At 28.6% G+C, this 20,418-nt stretch carries 20 protein-coding genes; 10 read left to right on the top strand and 10 right to left on the bottom strand.

The annotated features are described in order from the left end of the window. Positions 1-82 precede the first annotated feature (82 nt). Both HGAG_RS11050 and HGAG_RS10070 read right to left on the bottom strand, forming a co-directional pair. Complete coding sequence (locus tag HGAG_RS11050) at positions 83-688, bottom strand: HAD family hydrolase (protein ID WP_019119025.1); 606 nt, start codon at positions 686-688, stop codon at positions 83-85. Between the two features lie 20 nt (positions 689-708). Next, entirely contained in the window at positions 709-1,248 is a 540-nt protein-coding gene (locus HGAG_RS10070; protein ID WP_019119024.1) for a GNAT family N-acetyltransferase, read from the bottom strand. A 120-nt stretch (positions 1,249-1,368) separates the two neighbouring features. Here HGAG_RS10070 and HGAG_RS11045 point away from each other — a divergent pair, with 120 nt between their 5' ends. Together HGAG_RS11045 and HGAG_RS10060 are read left to right on the top strand one after the other, a co-directional pair. Next, on the top strand, positions 1,369-1,806 hold the full coding sequence (locus HGAG_RS11045; protein WP_019119023.1) for a chromate transporter: 438 nt from the start codon (positions 1,369-1,371) through the stop codon (positions 1,804-1,806). An 87-nt stretch (positions 1,807-1,893) separates the two neighbouring features. Further along, complete coding sequence (locus HGAG_RS10060; RefSeq protein ID WP_019119022.1) at positions 1,894-2,454, top strand: chromate transporter; 561 nt, start codon at positions 1,894-1,896, stop codon at positions 2,452-2,454. Positions 2,455-3,190: 736 nt separating this feature from the next. Here the strand turns inward: HGAG_RS10060 and HGAG_RS10055 are convergent. Continuing rightward, entirely contained in the window at positions 3,191-5,866 is a 2,676-nt protein-coding gene (locus HGAG_RS10055) for a cation-translocating P-type ATPase (RefSeq protein ID WP_019119021.1), read from the bottom strand. 186 nt (positions 5,867-6,052) lie between these two features. Then, positions 6,053-6,553 (bottom strand): LURP-one-related/scramblase family protein, encoded by a 501-nt coding sequence (locus HGAG_RS10050; RefSeq protein ID WP_019119020.1) that lies wholly within the window; start codon positions 6,551-6,553, stop codon positions 6,053-6,055. 177 nt (positions 6,554-6,730) lie between these two features. On the opposite strand from HGAG_RS10050, the gene HGAG_RS10045 reads away from it, so the two are divergent. The 8 genes from HGAG_RS10045 (at position 6,731) to HGAG_RS10015 (ending at position 14,624) form a co-directional block, all read left to right on the top strand. Further along, positions 6,731-8,098, top strand: a complete 1,368-nt coding sequence (locus HGAG_RS10045) for a TrkH family potassium uptake protein (protein ID WP_019119019.1) — start codon at positions 6,731-6,733, stop codon at positions 8,096-8,098. A gap of 9 nt (positions 8,099-8,107) precedes the next feature. Then, positions 8,108-8,458 carry a potassium channel family protein gene (locus HGAG_RS12240; RefSeq protein WP_244263861.1) on the top strand — a complete coding sequence of 117 codons (351 nt, stop codon included), beginning with the start codon at positions 8,108-8,110 and terminating at the stop codon, positions 8,456-8,458. A 17-nt stretch (positions 8,459-8,475) separates the two neighbouring features. Further along, positions 8,476-8,772 (top strand): TrkA C-terminal domain-containing protein, encoded by a 297-nt coding sequence (locus HGAG_RS12235; RefSeq protein WP_244263860.1) that lies wholly within the window; start codon positions 8,476-8,478, stop codon positions 8,770-8,772. A gap of 388 nt (positions 8,773-9,160) precedes the next feature. Then, positions 9,161-9,847, top strand: a complete 687-nt coding sequence (locus HGAG_RS10035; protein WP_019119018.1) for a zinc metallopeptidase — start codon at positions 9,161-9,163, stop codon at positions 9,845-9,847. 349 nt (positions 9,848-10,196) lie between these two features. Then, positions 10,197-10,661: a CtsR family transcriptional regulator gene (locus HGAG_RS10030; RefSeq protein ID WP_019119017.1), complete on the top strand. Its 465-nt coding sequence runs from the start codon at positions 10,197-10,199 to the stop codon at positions 10,659-10,661. Positions 10,662-10,663: 2 nt separating this feature from the next. Further along, positions 10,664-11,245: a hypothetical protein gene (locus tag HGAG_RS10025; protein ID WP_004839686.1), complete on the top strand. Its 582-nt coding sequence runs from the start codon at positions 10,664-10,666 to the stop codon at positions 11,243-11,245. Then, positions 11,242-12,210, top strand: a complete 969-nt coding sequence (locus tag HGAG_RS10020; RefSeq protein ID WP_019119016.1) for an ATP--guanido phosphotransferase — start codon at positions 11,242-11,244, stop codon at positions 12,208-12,210. The genes HGAG_RS10025 and HGAG_RS10020 overlap by 4 nt, the downstream gene beginning before the upstream one ends. After that, a complete protein-coding gene (locus HGAG_RS10015) occupies positions 12,210-14,624 on the top strand; it encodes an ATP-dependent Clp protease ATP-binding subunit (protein ID WP_019119015.1) in 2,415 nt (804 codons plus the stop codon). The genes HGAG_RS10020 and HGAG_RS10015 overlap by 1 nt, the downstream gene beginning before the upstream one ends. 61 nt (positions 14,625-14,685) lie before the next feature. On the opposite strand, the gene HGAG_RS10010 is transcribed toward HGAG_RS10015, so the two are convergent. From HGAG_RS10010 to HGAG_RS11035, 6 genes are all read right to left on the bottom strand, one after another. After that, positions 14,686-15,474, bottom strand: a complete 789-nt coding sequence (locus HGAG_RS10010; protein WP_019119014.1) for a hypothetical protein — start codon at positions 15,472-15,474, stop codon at positions 14,686-14,688. A gap of 298 nt (positions 15,475-15,772) precedes the next feature. Beyond that, a complete protein-coding gene (locus HGAG_RS10005; protein WP_004839695.1) occupies positions 15,773-16,573 on the bottom strand; it encodes a metal ABC transporter permease in 801 nt (266 codons plus the stop codon). Next, positions 16,567-17,238, bottom strand: coding sequence for a metal ABC transporter ATP-binding protein (locus HGAG_RS10000; protein ID WP_019119013.1), 672 nt, complete (start codon positions 17,236-17,238; stop codon positions 16,567-16,569). The genes HGAG_RS10005 and HGAG_RS10000 overlap by 7 nt, the downstream gene beginning before the upstream one ends. Next, positions 17,216-18,556, bottom strand: coding sequence for a metal ABC transporter substrate-binding protein (locus HGAG_RS09995; protein WP_019119012.1), 1,341 nt, complete (start codon positions 18,554-18,556; stop codon positions 17,216-17,218). The genes HGAG_RS10000 and HGAG_RS09995 overlap by 23 nt, the downstream gene beginning before the upstream one ends. Before the next feature lie 45 nt (positions 18,557-18,601). Next, positions 18,602-19,288 (bottom strand): ZinT/AdcA family metal-binding protein, encoded by a 687-nt coding sequence (locus HGAG_RS09990; RefSeq protein WP_019119011.1) that lies wholly within the window; start codon positions 19,286-19,288, stop codon positions 18,602-18,604. A gap of 734 nt (positions 19,289-20,022) precedes the next feature. After that, the gene (locus tag HGAG_RS11035; protein WP_019119010.1) at positions 20,023-20,373 is read right to left on the bottom strand and encodes a hypothetical protein; all 351 of its coding nucleotides are present in this window, start codon (positions 20,371-20,373) and stop codon (positions 20,023-20,025) included. Positions 20,374-20,418 lie beyond the last annotated feature (45 nt).

Genomic DNA, 20,418 nt, shown 5'->3' with positions numbered 1-20,418 from the left:
ATTCAAAAAAATAACCACCTTTAGGTGGTTTTATTTTATAGATTTTTAATTTTTTCTATATCAATATCTTTGATATTATCAATTACCATATCTGCTTGTTTTTTATTTTGTCCCATTCGTTTTTGTTGTATGGGAAATCTTTTATGCCTACGGTTTTTATTCCAAGTTTTTTGGCTGATTTTACTGCATAAAGGGCATCATCGAATAAAACTGCGTCTTTTGCATCAATTTTATAATTATCAAGTGCCTTTTGCCAATATTCCTTGTCGCTTTTTTTGTAAGGAAATTTATCTGGAGTTAGGATAAAATCAAATAAATTTATTATGCCAAGTCTTCTTAGGGCATTTTCTAGATGCATTTTGTCAGTTGATGAACAAATACACATATCATAGCCATCGTTTTTTAATTTTTGTAAAATTTTAACAGCTCCATCTTTTGCTAACAAATGATTTTTGTAGGCATCTGTTATGGTAGAAGAAAAATAATCTAAAACTTCTTTTTCGCTCTTGTCTGTGCAGACATTTTCTTTTAACCATTTTACTGTATCCAAAAATGATAAGGCTTCAATTTTTCCTTTCTCTTCGGTTGTAAGTTTGTAATTATATTCTTTTAAAAGTTTCGCTATTGGTTCTAGCCAAATGTGCATGGAATCAAGGATAGTTCCATCGCAATCAAAAAATAATTTCATAAAAACTCCTTAAAATTTTCTTATGCAAGCTTTATATTATCTTCAATGTAAGATTTTGGGAAAATTGAAGTTAATAGATTCATATAATGTTCAAAATTTATAGTTTTATTTAAACTCATTAGCTCAAGATCAACTCCAAACCATGAAATGTTTATGTCAGTTTGCTTAAAGCCCAAATTTTTGTAGAAATTCTTTCTTTTTTGCCTTTGAACAAGATTACAAGCATCTTCAACGCAAGGTTCAATTTCAATAATTATTGTTTTATTTTCTCTTTCATTCAAAAGTTCTATAGATTTTGAACCAAGACTTAGCCCCCTATAATCGCTTTTTATGGCAAAATAATCAATCAAAAGCGTATCGTCGAAATCCGAATCCAAGGTGATAAACATTCCTACAAATTCATCGTCAAGCAAAATCGGAATAATTCTTCCCAAAGAATTTTCGCAAACTTTTATAATTTGGTCTAGAGGTTTTCTTTCAGCTTTTGGGAAAGCTTCTATATATAAATTTTTAATTTCTTCTAAGTGTTCTAAATAAGAATTTGATAAAGTTAAATTCATAAAGTCCCTTTCGTTTTTCTTTACATATATTAAATAATCATACTGCAAGAAAGCTTAAAATCAAGAGATTTAGCCTGACCTCTGCCTTGTGCTATAATAAAATACAAAGGAGAAATTAAAATGAAAATATTATTTGAGCTTTACATAACTTTTTTTAAAATAGGCGCTTTTACCTTTGGGGGAGGCTACGCTATGCTTCCGCTCTTACAAAGAGAATTGGTTGACAAAAGAAAATGGATTAGCCAAGAAGAAATTTTAGATTATTACGCAATAGGTCAAACAACTCCAGGAATAATTGCTGTAAATACTTCGACTTTTTGTGGGAGAAAAAGAAAAGGAAATCTTGGAGGAATTGTTGCATCACTAGGTTTTATTACTCCATCAATAATAATCATTACAATAATTGCAAATTTCTTAAAAGCATTTTCTCATATAATTTTAATTAAACACGCATTTGCTGGAATTAGAATTGCAGTTTCAGCTCTAGTTTTAAATACTGTAATAAATATGGTAAAAAAAACTGCTGATACAAAAATAAAAATTTTAATTTTTTATTAACTTTTATTGCGATAGGAATTTTTTCTATTTCGCCAATAATTATTGTTATAGCTTGTGGAATTTTTGGAATTATTTTTGGAGGCAAATATGCTTAGGTTGATGTGGGAATTTTTCAAAACTGGACTTTTTGCAATTGGGGGAGGAATGGCAACTTTTCCATTTTTGCAAAAAATGGCAGAAAATTACGATTGGTTTACAAGCGAAGAATTATTAGATATGATTGCCGTTTCAGAATCAACGCCCGGAGCAATAGGAATAAATGTTGCAAGCTTTGCAGGATATAGAGCCTACGGAATTGTTGGAGCAATCCTTGCAAGTATTTCTTTAATAAGTCCTGCAATAATTATAATTTTAATAATAGCAAAATCTTTGGATAAATTTAATACATCAATTATAGTAAAAAATGCTTTTGAATATATAAGGCCATCAACAGCAGGACTTATTTTGGGAGCGATGTTAAATGTAATGATAATTTCCTTATTTAACGTAAAATTATATGAAAAAACAGGAAATTTTCTAGATTTATTTCAATTAATTCAACTTATTTTGTTCCTAGGATTTTTATTTTTATTAAGAAAATACAAAAAAATCCATCCACTATTAATAATAGGGATGGGCGCACTTTTTGGAATTATTTTTAAATTGTAAAATTGCATAAAAAAGCAGGAGTTGGCCCTCCTGCTTTTTTTGATTCCATGAATATATATTCCTTTACTCAAAAATAATATACTTATTTAAAAATAAAAATCAACAAGAGTTTTTTAAGCTAAAACTGTAGAATAAAATTATGATATAATAATTTTGTTATCGTTAACCTATACTGGTAACAGTTAGGGGGTGATTGATTTGCTCATATCTCTAGTGCTCTCTATCTTAGCAGGTATAATTTGCCATTATATTTGCAAATTTTTAGATAGATATATTGATTGACGATAACTAGGCAAAAAAAAGCAGGAGCGACAACTCCTGCTTTTTCTATGATTGATTTTATCTTCTCATATCTCTTAGTACTTTCATTATACTAAAATATAAGAAAAAAGCAATAGAATATTTTTAAAATGAATTCAACTCGTAAACTGTGAAGTTTAAATTGTGATATAATATTTTTGTTATCGTTAACCTATACTGGTAACAGTTAGGGGGTGATTATCATAGATTATGTCATAACTTTAATAATATCTATTTTGGCAGGAATAATTTGTCATTTTACCTGCAAGTGGCTAGATAGATATTTTAACGATAAGTAGCCCAAAATAAAAAAGCAGGAGTTTGCCCTCCTGCTTTTTTGTGATTATCATTATCTTGTCATAACTTTTTGTCAATTACATTATACTAATTAATCAAAAAAAAGCAAGAATTAAAACTCTTGCTTTTTAAAATTATTTTATTTTTTTCTCACGCTAATTTTGTGAACTTCTCCTAAAATTAATGGGATAAAGGCAAGGGCTAAAATTATTATCCATTGCCAGGTTATTAATTCTAATTCAAATAAATATCTTAATGGTCCTACGTACATTACTATTAAAAGTAGGGCAAATGATAGGATGTTTGCTTTTATTAATTGTTTATTTGAACCGATTCCCAATTCTTTTAGGGTATATTTTGTACTTCTTACAGAAAATGCTCTCAAAAGCTCGCTTGTGATTAAGGTTGCAAAAACCATTGTGTGAGCTCCTTCTATATTTCCTGGGAAGATTAATTTTAATCCTATTATATAAGACATCAAAACTGCAAAGGTAATTGCTAGTGATTGAACGATTAGTGAATTTCTCAAATCTCCAGAAATTATTGATTCTTTTGGATCTCTTGGTTCTCTTTCCATTATATCTTTTTCTCCAGGCTCAACTCCAAGGGCAAGTGCTGGGAAAGCATCTGTTATTAGGTTTAACCAAAGTAATTGAATTGGTGTAAGTGGAGAAGGTAGGCCAAATAGAATTGACAAAAATACAATCAAAACTTCTGCTATGTTACATGAAAGTAAGAATGAAACAAATTTTCTAATATTTGCAAAAATTATTCTTCCTTCTTCGACTGCATTTACAATTGTTGCAAAATTATCATCAACCAAAATCATATTTGCTGTATCTTTTGCAACGTCAGTTCCTGTAATTCCCATAGAAATTCCTATGTCAGCATTTTTAATTGCTGGAGCATCGTTTACTCCGTCTCCTGTCATGGCAACTATTTCGCCGTTTTCTTGGAGGGCGTTTACAAGTTGCACCTTATTTTGTGGAGATACTCTTGCAAAAACTCTTTTTTCTTTGGCAATTTTTCTAATTTCTTCATCACTCATATTATTTAATTCTTTTCCTTCAATTGCTTGGTCTTTGGAATCTGCAATTCCCAAATCTCTTGCGATTGCGAAGGCTGTTTCTAAATAATCTCCAGTAATCATAACAACATCAATTCCTGATGAGTGGCATTCTGCTACTGCTTTTTTTGCTTCTGGTCTTGGTGGATCTATCATTCCAGTAAGTCCAACAAATACCATATCTCTTTCTATATTTTCGCTTGTTAAATCTTCATTTTTTATTGAATCAAATTCTCTAAAGGCGTAAGCCATTACACGAAGAGCTTGTTTGGCAAGATTTTTATTTTCATCCATTGCCTTTTGCTTTAAATCTTGTGTGAAATCTACAATTTCTCCATTTAATAAAATTTTTGAAGAATTTGAAATTATTATATCCGGAGCGCCTTTTGTCATTGCCTTATAATTTTCTTCGACGTTGTGGAAGGTTGTCATCATTTTTCTGTCAGAATCAAAAGGAATTTCTTCAATTCTTGGATGTTTTTTTTCTAAATCTTCTTGAACAATTCCCCATTTTTCAGAAAATGTAAGCATAGCGCCTTCTGTTGGATCTCCAATAATTTTATATTGGTCATTTTCCAAAACCAAATCAGCATCATTACATAAAGTCGAAATTTTCATTAGAAGTTTTATATTTTCTTCATCTTCTATTTTTTCATCGTCAAGTTTTATGTGGCCTTTTGGTTCGTATCCACTCCCTTCAACTTCATATTCTTTTTCATTTGTCCAAATTTTTGTAATGGTCATCTCATTTTGAGTCAAAGTTCCAGTTTTATCTGAACAAATTGCTGTTGTTGCTCCAAGAGTTTCTACAGAAACCAAGGATTTTACAATGGCTTTTCTTTCTGCCATTCTGTTCATTCCGATTGATAAAACTATTGTTACAACTGCTGTAAGTCCTTCAGGAATTGCTGCAACTGCAAGAGAAACTGCAACCATTAAATTATCTAAAAGCGAATCGCCAGTTCTAAAATATCCAACAACAAATACAATTATACAAACAACAACTACAAGAATTGCCAAAAGTTTTGATAATTTATTTAATTGTCTTTGTAATGGCGTATCCTTATCTTCAACTTGATGAAGGCTTGATGCGATTTTTCCCATTTCTGTGTCAGAACCAGTTTGAGTAACAATTCCTCTTGCGTGTCCGTAAGTTACAATTGTTGATGAGAAAGCAAAGTTTTCCCTATCGCCAATTCCTACTTCGCTGTCATAAACAGCCTCAGAATTTTTTTCTGTTGCAACAGATTCTCCAGTAAGAGAAGACTCGTCGATTTTTAAATTTGATGATTCTAATAAACGCATATCAGCTGGAACAATATCGCCAGTTTCAATTACGACAACATCTCCCACAACCAATTCTTCTGCTTTTACTTTTATTTTTTTGCCATCACGAATTACGCTTGCCTCAGGCGATGACATTTTTTGCAAGGCCTCAACAGAATCTTCAGCTTTTCCTTCTTGAATAATTGACATAATTGCATTGATAATAACGATAGCAATAATTATAAAACATTCAACTTTATCGCCTGTAAAAGCTGAAACGATTGATGCAACTATCAATAAAATTACCATAGGATCAATGATTTGCTCGGCGATTTTTTTACCAAGAGATTTTTTCTTCTTAGATTCAATTTTATTTGGGCCGTTTTCTTCAAGACGTTTTGCTGCAAGTTCGCTTGACAAGCCTCTTGCGCTATCTGAGTCAAGTTTTTTTACAATTTCATTTTTTTGACCTAAATAGTCCATTCCTACCTCCTTAAATTTTTTTATTTTAATTTTTTTCTTTACAAAAAGAAAAGACTTCTGGCACATCGCCAAAAGTCTTGCTACCAAGTGGTTTATTCAACCGGGTTAAACCGTAATGACGATTGAATAATTAAGCTACTCCCTCTTGTTGATATAATTATATGTTAAATATTTTAAAAATCAATTTTAATTTGAAGCGTTAGCTGCAGCATCATCTCTATTTTTCATTTCATTTATGCAAAGACAAAGGGCAATCAAAACTAAAGTAAAATTTTCGTCATAAACCGTAAGCTCATATTGGTCGCTAAAAGCAAAAAATTTCTTGTTCATATCAGCAATCAAATTATTTTGGTAATAAACTTCAAAATCATGGTCCATAAAAGAGCCTTTTAAATTTAATTCTTTTCCATCATAAAAAGCATCGACTTTCCTTTTTAAAAAAGATAATTTTTGATTTATTTCCATACGACTTCCATCACAAAAATCAACATAATAAGTTTGGAGAAAAGAAAGAATTTTTTTGGAAATATTAAATAAAATATTTCCATCCATATCTTTTAATTTCGCCTCATAACCTACGAATTTAAAATCTTGGTCAAAAAAGAAAACTTCCTTTCCGTTTTCATCTAAAATCGGATACTTATCTGTAATTTTAAAAAATTTTTCCTTAAAATAATATTTTTTCATAAAAAACTCCAATCTGCTTTTTTAATTTATACCCTCAAAAATAATATAAAACAAAAAAATAAATTATTTGTAAAGTCTTTTGTCTTTGTGTTGACATTTATAATCTAGGGTATAAAATTAGATGAGATAAGCTTTAAAATAGGCTTTAAATTTATTGGTTTTATTTAAGGAAAGAAAATGAGAAATATTAGTAAAAATAAACAAAATTTTTTGGAAAAATTATCAGATAAAATTACATCAAATCCACCCTTGTATTTGACTTTGGGTTTTGCAATTTTGATTATTATTGGAGGATGTATTTTATCTTTGCCGATTTTTACAAGAAGTGGCAAGGCTACAAATTTAGTTGATTCAATTTTTGTTGCCTCATCTGCATCTTGCGTTACAGGACTTACAACTGTAAATACGGCTGAACATTGGAATACCTACGGTCATATTTTGATTTTGATTTTCATTCAAATAGGAGGACTTGGTGTAATGACTTTGGCTACACTTTTTCCCTTACTTTTAAGAAAAAAAATAGGATTAAAGTCAAGACAAATTTTAAAAGAACAATTAAATATTGACACCCTCCAAGGCATTATGAAATTATTTAGATATGTTTTGGTTTTTACTTTTTTAGTAGAAATTTTGGGAGCAATTTTATTATCCCTTCGCTTTGTGCCGATTTTTGGAATGGCAAAGGGCTTGTGGTATTCTATTTTCCATTCGGTTTCTGCTTTTTGTAATGCAGGCTTTGATCTTTTGGGAGATTCAATTTATCCATACAGAAATGATAATTTAATAAATATAACTCTTATGAGTTTGGTTGTAATCGGCGGACTTGGTTTTATGGTTACAGCAGAAATTTTTAGGAAAAAATCTTTCGAAAAATTATCAACTCACGCCAAACTAGTTTTGATAATAAGTGCAAGTCTTATTGTTATAGGAACACTTGCTTTTTATTTAATCGAAAGCCAAGCTGGTGGAGTTTTGTATAAGGAAGGATTTAAAAATTCCATAATGCAATCAGCTTTTCAATCAGTTTCTGCAAGAACTGCGGGATTTTATTCTGTAAAATTAAATCAAATGCACGATACAAGTGTTTTGCTTTTGATAATTTTGATGGTAATAGGTGGTTCCCCAGGATCAACTGCTGGTGGATTAAAAACAACAACTTTTGGAGTTTTAATTTTATCAACAATTTCAATTTTTAAACAAGAAGATGAAGTTACAATTTTTAAAAAACATATAGAACCAAAAATCATTAGAAAGGCACTTGCAATTATAATGGTTTATTTGGGACTTATATTTATAGTTATTTTTATTTTGTCATTGAGCGAAAATTTTAAAGTAATTGATATTTCTTACGAAGTTTCATCAGCCTTTGCAACAGTTGGAGCAAGTAGAGGAATCACAGGGGACTTGTCAACACTTGGAAAAATTTTGATAACAATAAGTATGTATCTAGGAAGAATTGGTCCAATGACTATGGCTTATTCAATTGGACTTAAATCAAAAACAAAATATATAAGATATCCAGAAGCAAATATTAGTATAGGTTAGGAGAAAAAAATGATAAAAAGTGTAATAGTTTTAGGAATCGGAAGATTTGGAGAAAGAGTTGCAACAAAACTTTTTGAAGACGGATTAGAAGTTATGGCGGTGGACAAAGATTATGATTTAGTTCAAAATATTTCAGACAAAGTAACAAGTGCTGTCCAATGCGATATTTCAAATGACAAAGCGCTAGAAGAATTAGGAATTGGAAATTTTGATGTGGCAGTAATAGCAACAGGAGAAAGTCTTGAGGCGTCAATGGCTGCAACTTTATTTGCCAAAGACCATAATGTAGAAAAAATTATAGCCAAAGCAACATCAACAAATCACGCAAGAATTTTGAAAAAATTGGAGCAGATCAAATAATTTTTCCAGAAATTGATATGGGAGAAAAGCTTGCAAGAAGCATTGCAGGATCAAATCTTCTACAATTTTTCCATTTTTCAGATGATTATTCTATGCTAGAATTAAAAGCTTTCAAAGAAATAATTGGAAAAAATTTGATAGAAGTAGATTTTAGAAAAAAATATAAAATGATGGTAATAGCTTATAAAAGAGATGGAGAAATGGTTATAAATCCAGATGCAAATTGGAAAATAAAAAAAGATGATACCCTAGTTTTATTGGGAGACAGCGAGCATGCAGAAAAACTTCAAAAAGAAGTAGACAAATACAAATAAAATAATTTCAGGAAAACGAAAATTTATCTTATAAATATTGAAAACAAAAGGATGTAAAAATTCGTGAAAAAAGTTTGCATTTTTAAAAAATCATGCTATAATAATATTAGCTAGTAAATAGCTAGGTTTTTCATTATTAATTCCTTATAGTTTTCCCTATAGAAAACTAGGACTAACTTATTCTTTTCTATATTATAAAAAGGCCCAAAGGGGTCTTTTTATTTTGGGAAATATTTTCAAAGATTTTATTTGATTTTTTGCATATTTAAATCAATAGCTCTTTTTATTATCTTTATATTTTAAATTTCTAATTTCCTTGTGTTTTATTTTTTTACAATTGAAATAAAAAATCCCTGTAGTATATTGAAAAAAATAAAAGGAGAAAATTATGTTTTATTTTGACAGAACTTATTTTTTAGTTTTGATTGGACTTTTTATTAGTAGTCTTGCTCAAGCTAATATTCAAAGAAAATTTGATAAGTACAAAAAAATAAAAACTCAAAAATCTATAACAGGTTTTGATGCTGCAAGATATATTTTATCTACAAATTCTTATAATGATATTTCAATCAAAAAAATAAAAGGGGATTTATCTTATTATTTTAATCCTATTAGTAAAGAAATTGCTTTGACGGAAGATTCTATTGATGATACTTCGATTGCATCTTTGGCTGCGGCAGCTCACGAATGTGGACACGTTATTCAATACAAAAAAGGCTATATTCCTTTAAAAATAAAATCTTTCTTGATTCCTGCAGTAAATCTTGGCTCAAAATTATCTTTTCCTATGATTTTATTGGGAATCTTTCTTTCTATGGGAAAATTAATTAGCATTGGAATATTTTTATTTTCTTTTGTTTTAATTTTTCAAATTATTACTCTTCCTGTAGAATTTGATGCATCAAGGAGAGCTTTGAAAGTTTTAAATGAATCGGGCATGCTTGTTGGTGTTGAAAATGATTATGCAAAAGATATGCTAAAAGCTGCAGCTTTAACTTATGTGGCAGCTACAATTTCTACTGCCTTACAATTTTTAAGACTTTGGATTTTGTTTGGCAATAGGCGAGATGATTAAAAAATAAAGCTAATTTTTAGCCTCAGCCTTTTGACAAACTAAAAATTTGCCCATTTCGAGCGAACGTAGTGAGTCGAGAAATCTCATGAGATCTCTCCGTGCGTTCGCTTAACTCACCTAGTCGAGATGGTACGTAGCTTAATTTTTATTTTAAAATAAAACAGTATCTACATTTATACTTTGACTACACTATGAGGCTAATTTTTTGGCCTTGTTTTTTTATATTTTTATTGCATATCAACATTCTTGAATCTATACTATTTTAGTGTACAATAAAAATAAGATTCGAATTGAATCTTTATTTATTATTTGAAAGGTCAGAGAAAGTCAAAGAAATCGAGGTAAATCTATGGCAGGACTAACGTCTGATATAGAAAAATTCTTGAAAGCTCTTTTGGAAGATACTCAAGATGGTTTTGTAGAAATTGGAAGAAATGATTTGGCAACAAGGTTTGAGTGTTCTCCAAGTCAAATTAATTATGTGCTTTCTACAAGATTTACTCCATACAATGGATATTTAATTGAAAGCAAAAGAGGCGGCAACGGCTTTATAAGAATTATTACTATAGTTGAAGATGAAGATGATTATATAAAATATATTATTAAAAATTTAGATAAAGAATTAACTGAGGAAAGGGCAAAAAGTTTTTTTACAGAACTTTTTAACAAGGGATATATGAACGAAAATGAATTGGGAATTGCAGTCTATGCTATCCTTGACAAGTCCCTTATGAATGTAGAAAAAAATAAGAGAAATTTAGTAAGGCATGATATAGTAAAAAATATTTTACTGAGCTTTCTAATAAGGAGTTAATTATGAAGTGTGACAGATGCGACAACGAAGCAAATGTAACTGTAAAAGCAATTATAAATGGCATAGAACATGATTTCCACTTGTGCAATGATTGTATGGAAAAATTATCCAAAGGCGAAGGAAATTTTCTTTTTGATGGAAATGAAAAAGATATTGATATAAATAATTTTGATTGGAAAAGCTTGGTAGATAAATTTGTTCCAAGCCTGGATCAAATTATAGATTCTTATTATGATTATAAAATTTCCAAAAATAATTTTTCCTATGATTATTTTTCATCATTAAAAGAAGAAACTTGTCCAAAGTGTGGAAATTCTTTGACAAATATAAAAAGTGGAGTTTTTGGATGTCCTCATTGCTATGAAATCGACAAAAAACTTACGGTAGAAATTTTGAAGGCTGTAAATAATTTGAAAAAATATGACGGAAAATTTCCAAAAAAACACAGAGATTTCAGAGAAGTGGCAATAAAAATTAAAAATTTGCAAGAACAGTTGCAAAAATCAGTTGAGATTGAAGATTTTGAGAAGGCTCAAGATCTTAAAGAAAAAATAGATGAATTAAATATGAAGGTGAGAAATTGATAGATTATTATAAGGACATAATACTTGAAAACAACTTATCTTTGAAAAGAAATATTGAAGGATATAATTTTCCCATAAGTCTTTCGGAAAAAGATTCTCTAGAAATTATTGAAAAATTTAGGGGGATTTATGGGGATGAATTGATACTTTTAGATGAGATAGATGAAAATACTTTAAATAAACTTATTAATGCAGGAATAATTACAGAAGATTCAAAAAATAAAGAAGCTGTGATTGGTTTTGTTTTTGAGGATGATTATATTCTTGTTATAAATGATAAGGATCATATTTCTATAAATATTTCAAATTTTGGAGAAGAAATTAAACTTGCTTATGAAAGGGCGATGGAAATTGAAGAAGATTTGGATAAAAAATTTGATTTTTCTTTTTCTCCTCAATATGGATATTTGACAAGTTTTGGTAGAGATTGTGGAAATGGAATTGAAATAAGGTTTAAATTATTTTTGTTTGGACTTTTGGATAATACCCAAGCATATCTAACTTTAAAATCAAGTCTTGCTCATGATGGAATTTATCTTACAAGATTTGTTCCAGAATATTTTAAATCCTATGACGATGATATTTATATTTTGAAAAATTTCGGAAATTATAGGGAGAAAATGGACGAATATTTGGAAAATTTTGAAAATATTTTAGATACAGTCGTTAGAAATGAGAGAAGATTTAGGAGAGATTTCCAATCTTTAAATGGATTAAATGATGAAGATATAAAAGATTCTATAAAAATTTTGGAAGATAATTTAGAAAGTAAGAATTTAAAGACCCTAACCAGTATGATAAATTGTCTTTATGATTTAAAAAAATATAATATTTTGGGTTTTAAAACAAAATTATCAAATCAAGAAATTGAGTATTTGATTTTCAATATTACAAAGGATAAGTACAAGGGCAACCGTGACAATGAAAGAAATGAATTTTTAAATTCGTACATGGAGGCTAGATAATGGAAAATAACAAATTAAATAGGCTAACAGGTCAGGCTCGAAGGGAATCCTATTCTCTTAGCCACGATTATATAGGAGTTGAACATTTGCTTTTGGCTCTTATGAAAACAGGTTCTCTTGCGACAAAGGCTTTGGAAGAAGCTGGTGCAAATTACGAACTTTTAAGGTCAATTGTAATAAATAATATTGGCAAAGGCTCTGCGGTAAGGCCTGCAAAGGAATATTCTAATAAAGTAAGACAAATTTTTGATAGGGCAAGACTTTTTGCCCAAAAAAGAAAAAAAGTTTCTGCAAGCGAGGAAGATGTTCTTCTTGCAATTTTAAATGACGATGATTCATTTACAAATTTAATGTTTATGTTGTCAGGTCTTGATAAAAAAATTATCAGAGACAATTTGATTCGTTTGCAAAAGGAAGAAAAATCTTCTAATACATCTAATAATTTGAGCGAAAATTTAAAAAAATTCGCCAAAAATTTAAATGAAATGGCAGAGGCTGGAAAAATTGATCCAGTTATTGGAAGGGAAGATGAAGTTGAAAGAGTTATTCAAATTCTTTTAAGAAGAACAAAAAACAATCCGATTTTGATTGGAGATCCAGGAGTTGGAAAAACAGCAATAATCGAAGGACTTGCTCAAAGAATTGTTGATGGAAAAGTTCCTTTTGTTATGAAAGAAAAAACAATTGTATCTCTTGATCTTGCAAGCATGATTGCTGGAACAAAATATCGTGGAGATTTTGAAGATAGACTTAAAAAATTATTTGGAGAACTTGAACAAAGAGAAGATGTAGTTTTATTTATTGACGAATTTCACATGGTTTTGGGAGCTGGAGCAAGCGAAGGCTCTATGGATGCAGCAAATATTTTAAAACCAATTCTTGCCAAAGGCGATATTCAAATAATTGGTGCGACAACAATTGATGAATATAGAAAGCATGTAGAAAAAGACCAAGCTTTAACTAGAAGAATGCAACCAGTTCATGTCGAAGAGCCAAATAAAGATGACACAATAAAAATAATTGAAGGATTGAAAGATAAATACGAAGACCATCACAAGGTAGAAATTACAGATGAAGCCATAAAAGCTGCTGTAGATTTATCACAAAGATATATCCAAGATAGATTTTTGCCAGACAAGGCGATTGACGTAATTGATGAGGCTTGTTCAAAAGAAAGAATTAAAAATTATAAGGAAAATAAAAATCAAGTTTCAAATAAAGAAATTTTAGATAAGCTCATTGAAGAAAAAAATATGGCTATAAATGAGCAAAATTTTGAAAAAGCCGCAAGCCTAAGAGATCAAATAAATGAAACTCGCGAAAAACTTGAAAAAGAAAAAGAAGAAAACAAAACAGATTTAAAAATTTCTTTTGATGAAGTTGCAAAAATTGTTTCATCTTGGTCAAAAGTTCCAATAACAAAATTAACAGAAGACGAAAAACAAAAATATATGGATCTTGATATTGACCTTAAAAAAGAAGTTATAGGTCAAGATAAGGCGATTGATAAAATTTCTCACGCTATAAAAAGAGCAAGAGTTGGCTTAAAAGATCCAAAAAAACCAATAGGTTCATTTATTTTTGTAGGGCCAACAGGAGTTGGTAAAACATATCTTGCAAAATCTTTGGCAAAAAATTTATTTGGAGATATGGATAATCTAATCAGAATGGACATGAGTGAATATATGGAAAAATTTGCTGTGTCAAGACTTGTTGGATCTCCTCCAGGATATGTTGGTTACGAAGAAGGCGGTCAACTTACAGAAGCTGTAAGAAAAAATCCATATTCTGTAATTTTATTTGACGAAATTGAAAAAGCCCATCCAGATATTTTCAATTTGCTTTTACAAATTCTTGATGATGGACGTTTGACAGATGGTCAAGGAAGAACTGTAGATTTTAAAAATACAATTATAATTATGACAAGTAACGTTGGAGTTTCTTCTTTAAATCAAAATCCAAAAATTGGATTTGGAACCGGAGATGTGGAAAAAGAAATTGACGATTCAAATAAGGAAATAATAAATAAGGCAATAAAAAACGCCTTTGCTCCAGAATTTTTAAACAGACTTGACGATATAATAATGTTTAATTCACTTGATAAAGATGCTATCAAGGAAATTACAAAAATTTTACTTGAAGAAACAAAAGATAGACTTAAAAATCTTGGAATAGAAATAAATTACAACAAGAGAGTAGTTGATTTACTTTCAGAAGGCGGATTTTCAAAAGAATACGGGGCAAGACCACTTGAACGTCACATCACAAATAAAATTGACAACCAATTGGCAGAAGAAATTTTGGAAGGAAAATTATCAAAAGATATGGTAATAAATCTTACAGTAAAAGAAGGAAAAATAAATTTTGCCAACAAAAAAGAAAAAATAAAAGAAAAATCAGAGGTTTTGGGATAAAAAATAAGGCTTAAAATGAAAATTCATTTTGAGCCTTTTTGATTGAAATTATTTAATTTTTTTAATTTTCCTTATAAGTTTTTCTCAAAGCTTTTTCTAAATCATCAAAATATTTCAAAATTTCAAGCTTTTCCATGCTGAGCTTAACTTCTTTTTCGATTTTAATATTTGTCTTATCTCCATCTTTGTGAGGGAGATCTTTTTTAAATTCATCCAGATAGGATATTATAAGATTTTCTATAGTTTCTTTAGCCTTATCATTATAAGCAAAACCAAAATTTTTCATTTGGTCATCAAGCAAACTTTCCCCGTTTTTTTCAACAAAATCTTTTGTATAAATTTTTAAATCATCAGAGGAATTTCCCATCAAATCATTTACAAGTTTTAAATCATTTATTGCATAATAAAGTTTGGAAGAAGTGTCACAAATTGCCAAAAGCTGAGTTTCGTATAAACTTTTTTCGATAGATTCTTCGCCGTTTTCATTAGTCAAATTAGCCCTAAGACTTCCCTTATTTTTTTTGATTTTTTCAAGATCAGAGCTAAAAATAAAATACAAATTATTTGCGTAATCAATGCATTCTTCCATAAGAATATCACGAGTTTTGCCAAGATTTTCCTTATTTTTTTCATAAATTTTGTAAGCATAAGTATCTTCAAAAAGCTCATCAGCCATAGAAGACTTGTAAGTTTCAATGCTTTTTGCATTTTCTTTTTTAGGATTATACATAATAAAGGCGTCTTTTTTTATTTCTTCTTCAGAAAAATTTTTTTCATTTTTTATGATATTACATCCTACAAATATAGAAAATAAGCTTATAATAAGTAATAGTTCAATTTTTATTTTCATTAAGGCTCCTTGTGATTATTTAAAAGAATAATAAGTAATAATGGCGATAATAAAAAGAATAATTAGGACAAATATGATTGATAAGAGTATTTTTTTATGAAATTTTCATAAGATAATCTCCATTAGAAAACATTTGCACAATATATAAACAGTTTACCAAAAAAACATTTATAAATCAATTTAATCTATATTTAAAATATTAATTTTATTAAAGTTATAAAATCGAATTGAATTTAAGTGAAATTTTTAAATTTAAAATGGGCTTTACAAAATATAAGATTCTGTAAAAGCCCAATTTTTATACTTTATTTTTTCTTAACTTTTTATATAAAACAAATATTAACATTCCTATTATTGCATTTACAACAATTGCTCCACCGGGTTTTATATCGAATTGATAACTTAGAATAATACCAAGCATCATATAGATTACGCCGAGTGTAATTGTTATAAAAAATGTTTGTTTATAACTTTTAGCAATAATTAAGGCTGTTGCTACTGGTAAAACTATTAAGCTTGTAACCATTAAAGCTCCAATTATTTTTACAGACAAGGCTATAGTTATGGCTGCAAGGAGAGTAAAAGATGCATCAAGTCTTTTTACTTTTACTCCAGAAAGCCTAGCTGTATTTGGATCTATCGCTATAGCTAAAAGAGATGAATATCTTGAAATTGATAATATTAAAACCAAAATAAAGGCAATACTTGTATTTACTATATCTCTATCTGTAACTGATGAAATTGATCCAAAAAGGTAAGATTCAAAAGAATTTCCACCTGGAGCAAAATCTGAAAGAATGGCTGCGATTCCTAAACCAGTACTCATAATAACTGCTGTTGCCATATCTCCATATTGGGGAAGTTTTTTTCTTATAAGTTCTATCAAAAAGGCAGCTACAATACAAACAATTGATGATCCCAAAAGAGGATCAAAACCTAATATTAATCCCATTCCAACTCCAGCAAGAGCTGTGTGAGATAGGGCATCACCTATCATGGAAGTTTTTCTATTTACCATTACAATTCCTATTATAGGAATCATAATAGAAAGTAAAAATCCCAAAATAAGTGCCTTTCTCATAAAAGCAAATTCTAGCATTTTTTCAAACTCCCTTCTATCATTTCATATTTTGTCATTTTAATATTTAAAGATTCCATTTCTTTTAATTCGTGAGTAACCATAATTATAGTTACATTAAATTTTTTTGAAAGAAAATCTATTGTTTCAAAAAAATGGTCCTTAGAATATTTATCAACTCCTGCTGTCGGTTCATCAAGAATTAAAATTTTTGGATCATTTATCATAGCTTTTGAAATCATCGCCCTTTGAGCAAGACCTCCCGACAATTCATTTACAGGAGTGTTGATATAATTTTCCATACCCATTTTTTTTAGTATATCTTTTGCTTTTTGGTAATGATTTTTCTTAGGGATTTTAATAAGACCAAATTCTTCATAAAGATTTAATGAAACTAGTTCAAGGCAAGTTATAGGAAAGGCAATTTTATTTACTATATTTATTTGTGGGACATAGCCAATGTCTTTAAAAGAAACATAATCTTCAATATTTTTGCCAAGAATTTTAATTTCTCCACTATTACTTTTTAATTCTCCAAGCATAAGCTTTATTAAAGTTGATTTACCTGAACCATTTCCACCAAGAATTACCGTAAATTCACCAACATCAACATTCAAATTGCAATTTTTTAAAACAGGAATTTGTGAATAAGAAAAATTCAAATTATTTATTGATACTGCTTTCATTATTTTCCTCCTCGGTCATAGATTTGTAGAGATTTTCAAGATTCATTTCCATAAGATCAATATAATTAAGTTTACCTTTCTCCTGTTCCTTATTAACATATTCCATAGAAGCAAGAGGAGAGATTTTTCCACCAATTTCTTCAGCCAAAGCCTGAGCTTGTTTTGGATTTTGTCCATATTCATAAAAAACTGTGGAAACATTTTTGCTTTCAGAAAAGTCTATGGCTTTTTTTATAGTTTTAAGGCTAGGATTTTCTAAACTTGTTAGACCTTGAAGTGGATATTGAATCAAATCAAAATCTCTTGCTATATAAGCATAGGCATAATGAATTACCAAGAAATTTCTTTTATTTTTGTCAATTTTTGAAAATTTTTCCTTATAATTTGCATCAATATCAGTAAGTTTATCAACATACTTTAATTTATTTTTCCTATAAATTCTTTCATTTTTCGGATATTTTTCGGTTAATTTTTCATTGATAGCATTCAAATATTTTTTTGCATTGGTAATGGATAACCATGAGTGGGGATCATAAGTTATTTTATCAAATCCAGAAGATGAACCTTCCATCAAAGGTTCTTCTTTTTTTTCATCTTTTAAAAATTTACCATTACTTCCAACCAAATTATATGGAAGAAGATCTTCACTTATCCTGTCGCTTATAAAAATATAATCTCCATCTTTTGGAATATTAAAGAAAATTTCTCCAGATTCATGTCCCATTTCAAGTCCATAAACCTTTCCTTCTTCAAGATCGAAAGTTTCTTTTTGATGAATTAGCTCTCCCTTTTGGCCCATTATATCTTTACATTTTTTTACCAAATTTTCTCCACGAGTACCATCATCTTTTATAAAGGCAACCCTCATCATATCTTCGTGAGTGTGACCAAAATCAAATTTATTTTTTCCTTTTTTTAAATTTACTTTGGACATATATTGAAAATCACCGATAGCTGCTGCTCCCTTATAAGTAATAAGGTCAACAGAATCAGATAATTTTAAAATATCAAGATTTGGTAAATTTTCCTTAACCTTATCAAGCCAAGGTTCCATATTGGCGCCATTTACAACCAAAAGATCACATTTTGCAAGTTTTTTCATATCTTTAGGACTTGGCTCCCAAAGGTGAGGTTGCTTATCAAGGGGCATAAAAGATTCTACATCTATCGTGTCATCACCAATCATTTTTGTCATTTCATAAACAGGATAAAAGGAAGTATAAACCAAAGGTTTATCGGAAGAGTGTTCATTCTTGTTTGCACAAGAGCTAAAAAGAAAAAGCAAGAAAACAAAAAAACTTATATATCTTTTTTTCATTCTTCCTCCTTAGAAAGAGGGTTGAAAAATTTCAACCCACATAATCTATTCAGTAATTTCATCAATTATTTGTGCATCAGTTGTATTTGGTTTTACAAAAGTAGGGAACCATCCTTCATCTTTTAATAAACTTTCCTTATCATCACCATATCTCATATGGAAATGTGTTAGACTTTCTTCCCCATGAATTGGCATCATAAGAATAAATTTATAAGGCGCATCATCATTTACAGCTTCAAAAATATCCCATTCTAATTTATGACCACCATGTTCAACTTCTTCTTTTCCAACATATTTATATTCGCTCTCACCGATAACTTCACCTTTTTTATCAGGGAAATCTTTTAAGAATTTGATTTTATTATCTTTTATTTCAAGACCACCAAAATCACATTTTCTTTTCTTTAAATAATTTTCCTTAGCTTCTTTTTCATCAACTTTTTCTTTTTCAGCTAAAGTTTTAAAAGCACTTTGAACTTCATCTTTGTCAAGATATCCGCCCATATCATTCCATTCGCCTTCCCAGTCAGAAAGACTTACCTCTGCTGAATCTTCTTTTTTCTCTTCAATATTTGAAGAAGAATCGCTTACATTTGAAGCATCATCTTTTTTCATTTCTTGAGAAACATTTGAACTTGAAGTCTCATCATTTTTTTGATCTTTTTGACAAGCTGTCATAACAAGGCCCAAAGATAAAAGGGCAATTAAACTAAGTGATTTTTTATTTTTCATTTTATTCTCCTTATTATTTAATTTATAAATTTGTATTTTTAGTTAATTAACTATCGACAACTAAATATTAGCAATAAAAATAACAAATGTCAAGAATGATTTGCATTATCAATTAAAATTTTCTAAAAATTTAAAATAAATGGATGAAGAAACTTCTCTACGAAAATATAAAAAAACCAATGAAATCAATAAGAATATGGATAAACTTTAAAATCTAAGCTATAAAAATTTTTTCTATTATTAAATCTTTAAAACTTATATTTTAAATTTGATATTTGGAAAAATGAAACTTGTAAAATCATTATGAAAATAAATGTTGAGCTTATGTTTAAAACTAAAAATTATAAAAGTTTTTTATTAACTGATTAGTGTAAAATGTAAAAATAAATGTCTGTTGTAAAAAATTATTCATTTAAATATAAGAATTCTGATCACATAAATTTGTTTTATTTGAATTGATAATGTCGAGGCAATAATAGAAAAATTTTAAAATTTGAACCAATCTTTTTATTTTACATAGTTGAAATTTATAAATTTTATTAGATATTTATATCTTATGTAAAATAAAATTATATTTTGTATAATGCTAACTTATTTTACCTAGGCTTTAAATTTAAGATTTTTAATCATATACTAGGTTAAAGTTTATGATCTATGTAATTTTCAAAAATATTTTTAAAAATCACTATATATTTGTAATCTTTAAAGTAAAAATCATAAAAATTTCCATAAGCTCAAATTCTACACTTTGGATATTTTGAATTTTCTATAGTTTCTATATTTTTTATGTATTTAAACTTTATAAATTTTGGGAAAACAGGAATTTTTTCAAAAATAATAATAGAATTTTTTGTAACTCCTTGACTTTTTAAGGATAAGAAAAATCCAAAGCTTATCAAAAAAATTATGGAAAAATCTAGAAAAGTAAAAGAAAATTTGTAAATTATCAAAAATAAAATCAAAAAAAGTCCTAGGCAAATAAAATAATATATTGGTAAAAACATGATCTTAGTAATTATTTTATTTTGTATGGATTTGATAAAGATAATCCATACTACTAAACATATTAATAAAAAATATTTCATAATTCCTCCTATAATTAGTTTACCCAATACTTGGGTAAAAATTTA

Origin of the sequence: Anaerococcus obesiensis ph10, assembly GCF_000311745.1 — a bacterium.
In the GTDB taxonomy this organism is placed as follows: Bacteria; Bacillota; Clostridia; order Tissierellales; family Peptoniphilaceae; genus Anaerococcus; species Anaerococcus vaginalis.
This window is presented reverse-complemented; position numbering and strand designations above follow the sequence as displayed.

Coding starts and splice junctions, on each gene's coding strand:
- HGAG_RS11050 (WP_019119025.1), bottom strand. CDS start 688: ATGAAATTATTTTTTGATTGCGATGGAACTATCCTTGATTCCATGCAC.
- HGAG_RS10070 (WP_019119024.1), bottom strand. CDS start 1,248: ATGAATTTAACTTTATCAAATTCTTATTTAGAACACTTAGAAGAAATT.
- HGAG_RS11045 (WP_019119023.1), top strand. CDS start 1,369: ATGAAAATATTATTTGAGCTTTACATAACTTTTTTTAAAATAGGCGCT.
- HGAG_RS10060 (WP_019119022.1), top strand. CDS start 1,894: ATGCTTAGGTTGATGTGGGAATTTTTCAAAACTGGACTTTTTGCAATT.
- HGAG_RS10055 (WP_019119021.1), bottom strand. CDS start 5,866: ATGGACTATTTAGGTCAAAAAAATGAAATTGTAAAAAAACTTGACTCA.
- HGAG_RS10050 (WP_019119020.1), bottom strand. CDS start 6,553: ATGAAAAAATATTATTTTAAGGAAAAATTTTTTAAAATTACAGATAAG.
- HGAG_RS10045 (WP_019119019.1), top strand. CDS start 6,731: ATGAGAAATATTAGTAAAAATAAACAAAATTTTTTGGAAAAATTATCA.
- HGAG_RS12240 (WP_244263861.1), top strand. CDS start 8,108: ATGATAAAAAGTGTAATAGTTTTAGGAATCGGAAGATTTGGAGAAAGA.
- HGAG_RS12235 (WP_244263860.1), top strand. CDS start 8,476: ATGGGAGAAAAGCTTGCAAGAAGCATTGCAGGATCAAATCTTCTACAA.
- HGAG_RS10035 (WP_019119018.1), top strand. CDS start 9,161: ATGTTTTATTTTGACAGAACTTATTTTTTAGTTTTGATTGGACTTTTT.
- HGAG_RS10030 (WP_019119017.1), top strand. CDS start 10,197: ATGGCAGGACTAACGTCTGATATAGAAAAATTCTTGAAAGCTCTTTTG.
- HGAG_RS10025 (WP_004839686.1), top strand. CDS start 10,664: ATGAAGTGTGACAGATGCGACAACGAAGCAAATGTAACTGTAAAAGCA.
- HGAG_RS10015 (WP_019119015.1), top strand. CDS start 12,210: ATGGAAAATAACAAATTAAATAGGCTAACAGGTCAGGCTCGAAGGGAA.
- HGAG_RS10010 (WP_019119014.1), bottom strand. CDS start 15,474: ATGAAAATAAAAATTGAACTATTACTTATTATAAGCTTATTTTCTATA.
- HGAG_RS10005 (WP_004839695.1), bottom strand. CDS start 16,573: ATGCTAGAATTTGCTTTTATGAGAAAGGCACTTATTTTGGGATTTTTA.
- HGAG_RS10000 (WP_019119013.1), bottom strand. CDS start 17,238: ATGAAAGCAGTATCAATAAATAATTTGAATTTTTCTTATTCACAAATT.
- HGAG_RS09995 (WP_019119012.1), bottom strand. CDS start 18,556: ATGAAAAAAAGATATATAAGTTTTTTTGTTTTCTTGCTTTTTCTTTTT.
- HGAG_RS09990 (WP_019119011.1), bottom strand. CDS start 19,288: ATGAAAAATAAAAAATCACTTAGTTTAATTGCCCTTTTATCTTTGGGC.
- HGAG_RS11035 (WP_019119010.1), bottom strand. CDS start 20,373: ATGAAATATTTTTTATTAATATGTTTAGTAGTATGGATTATCTTTATC.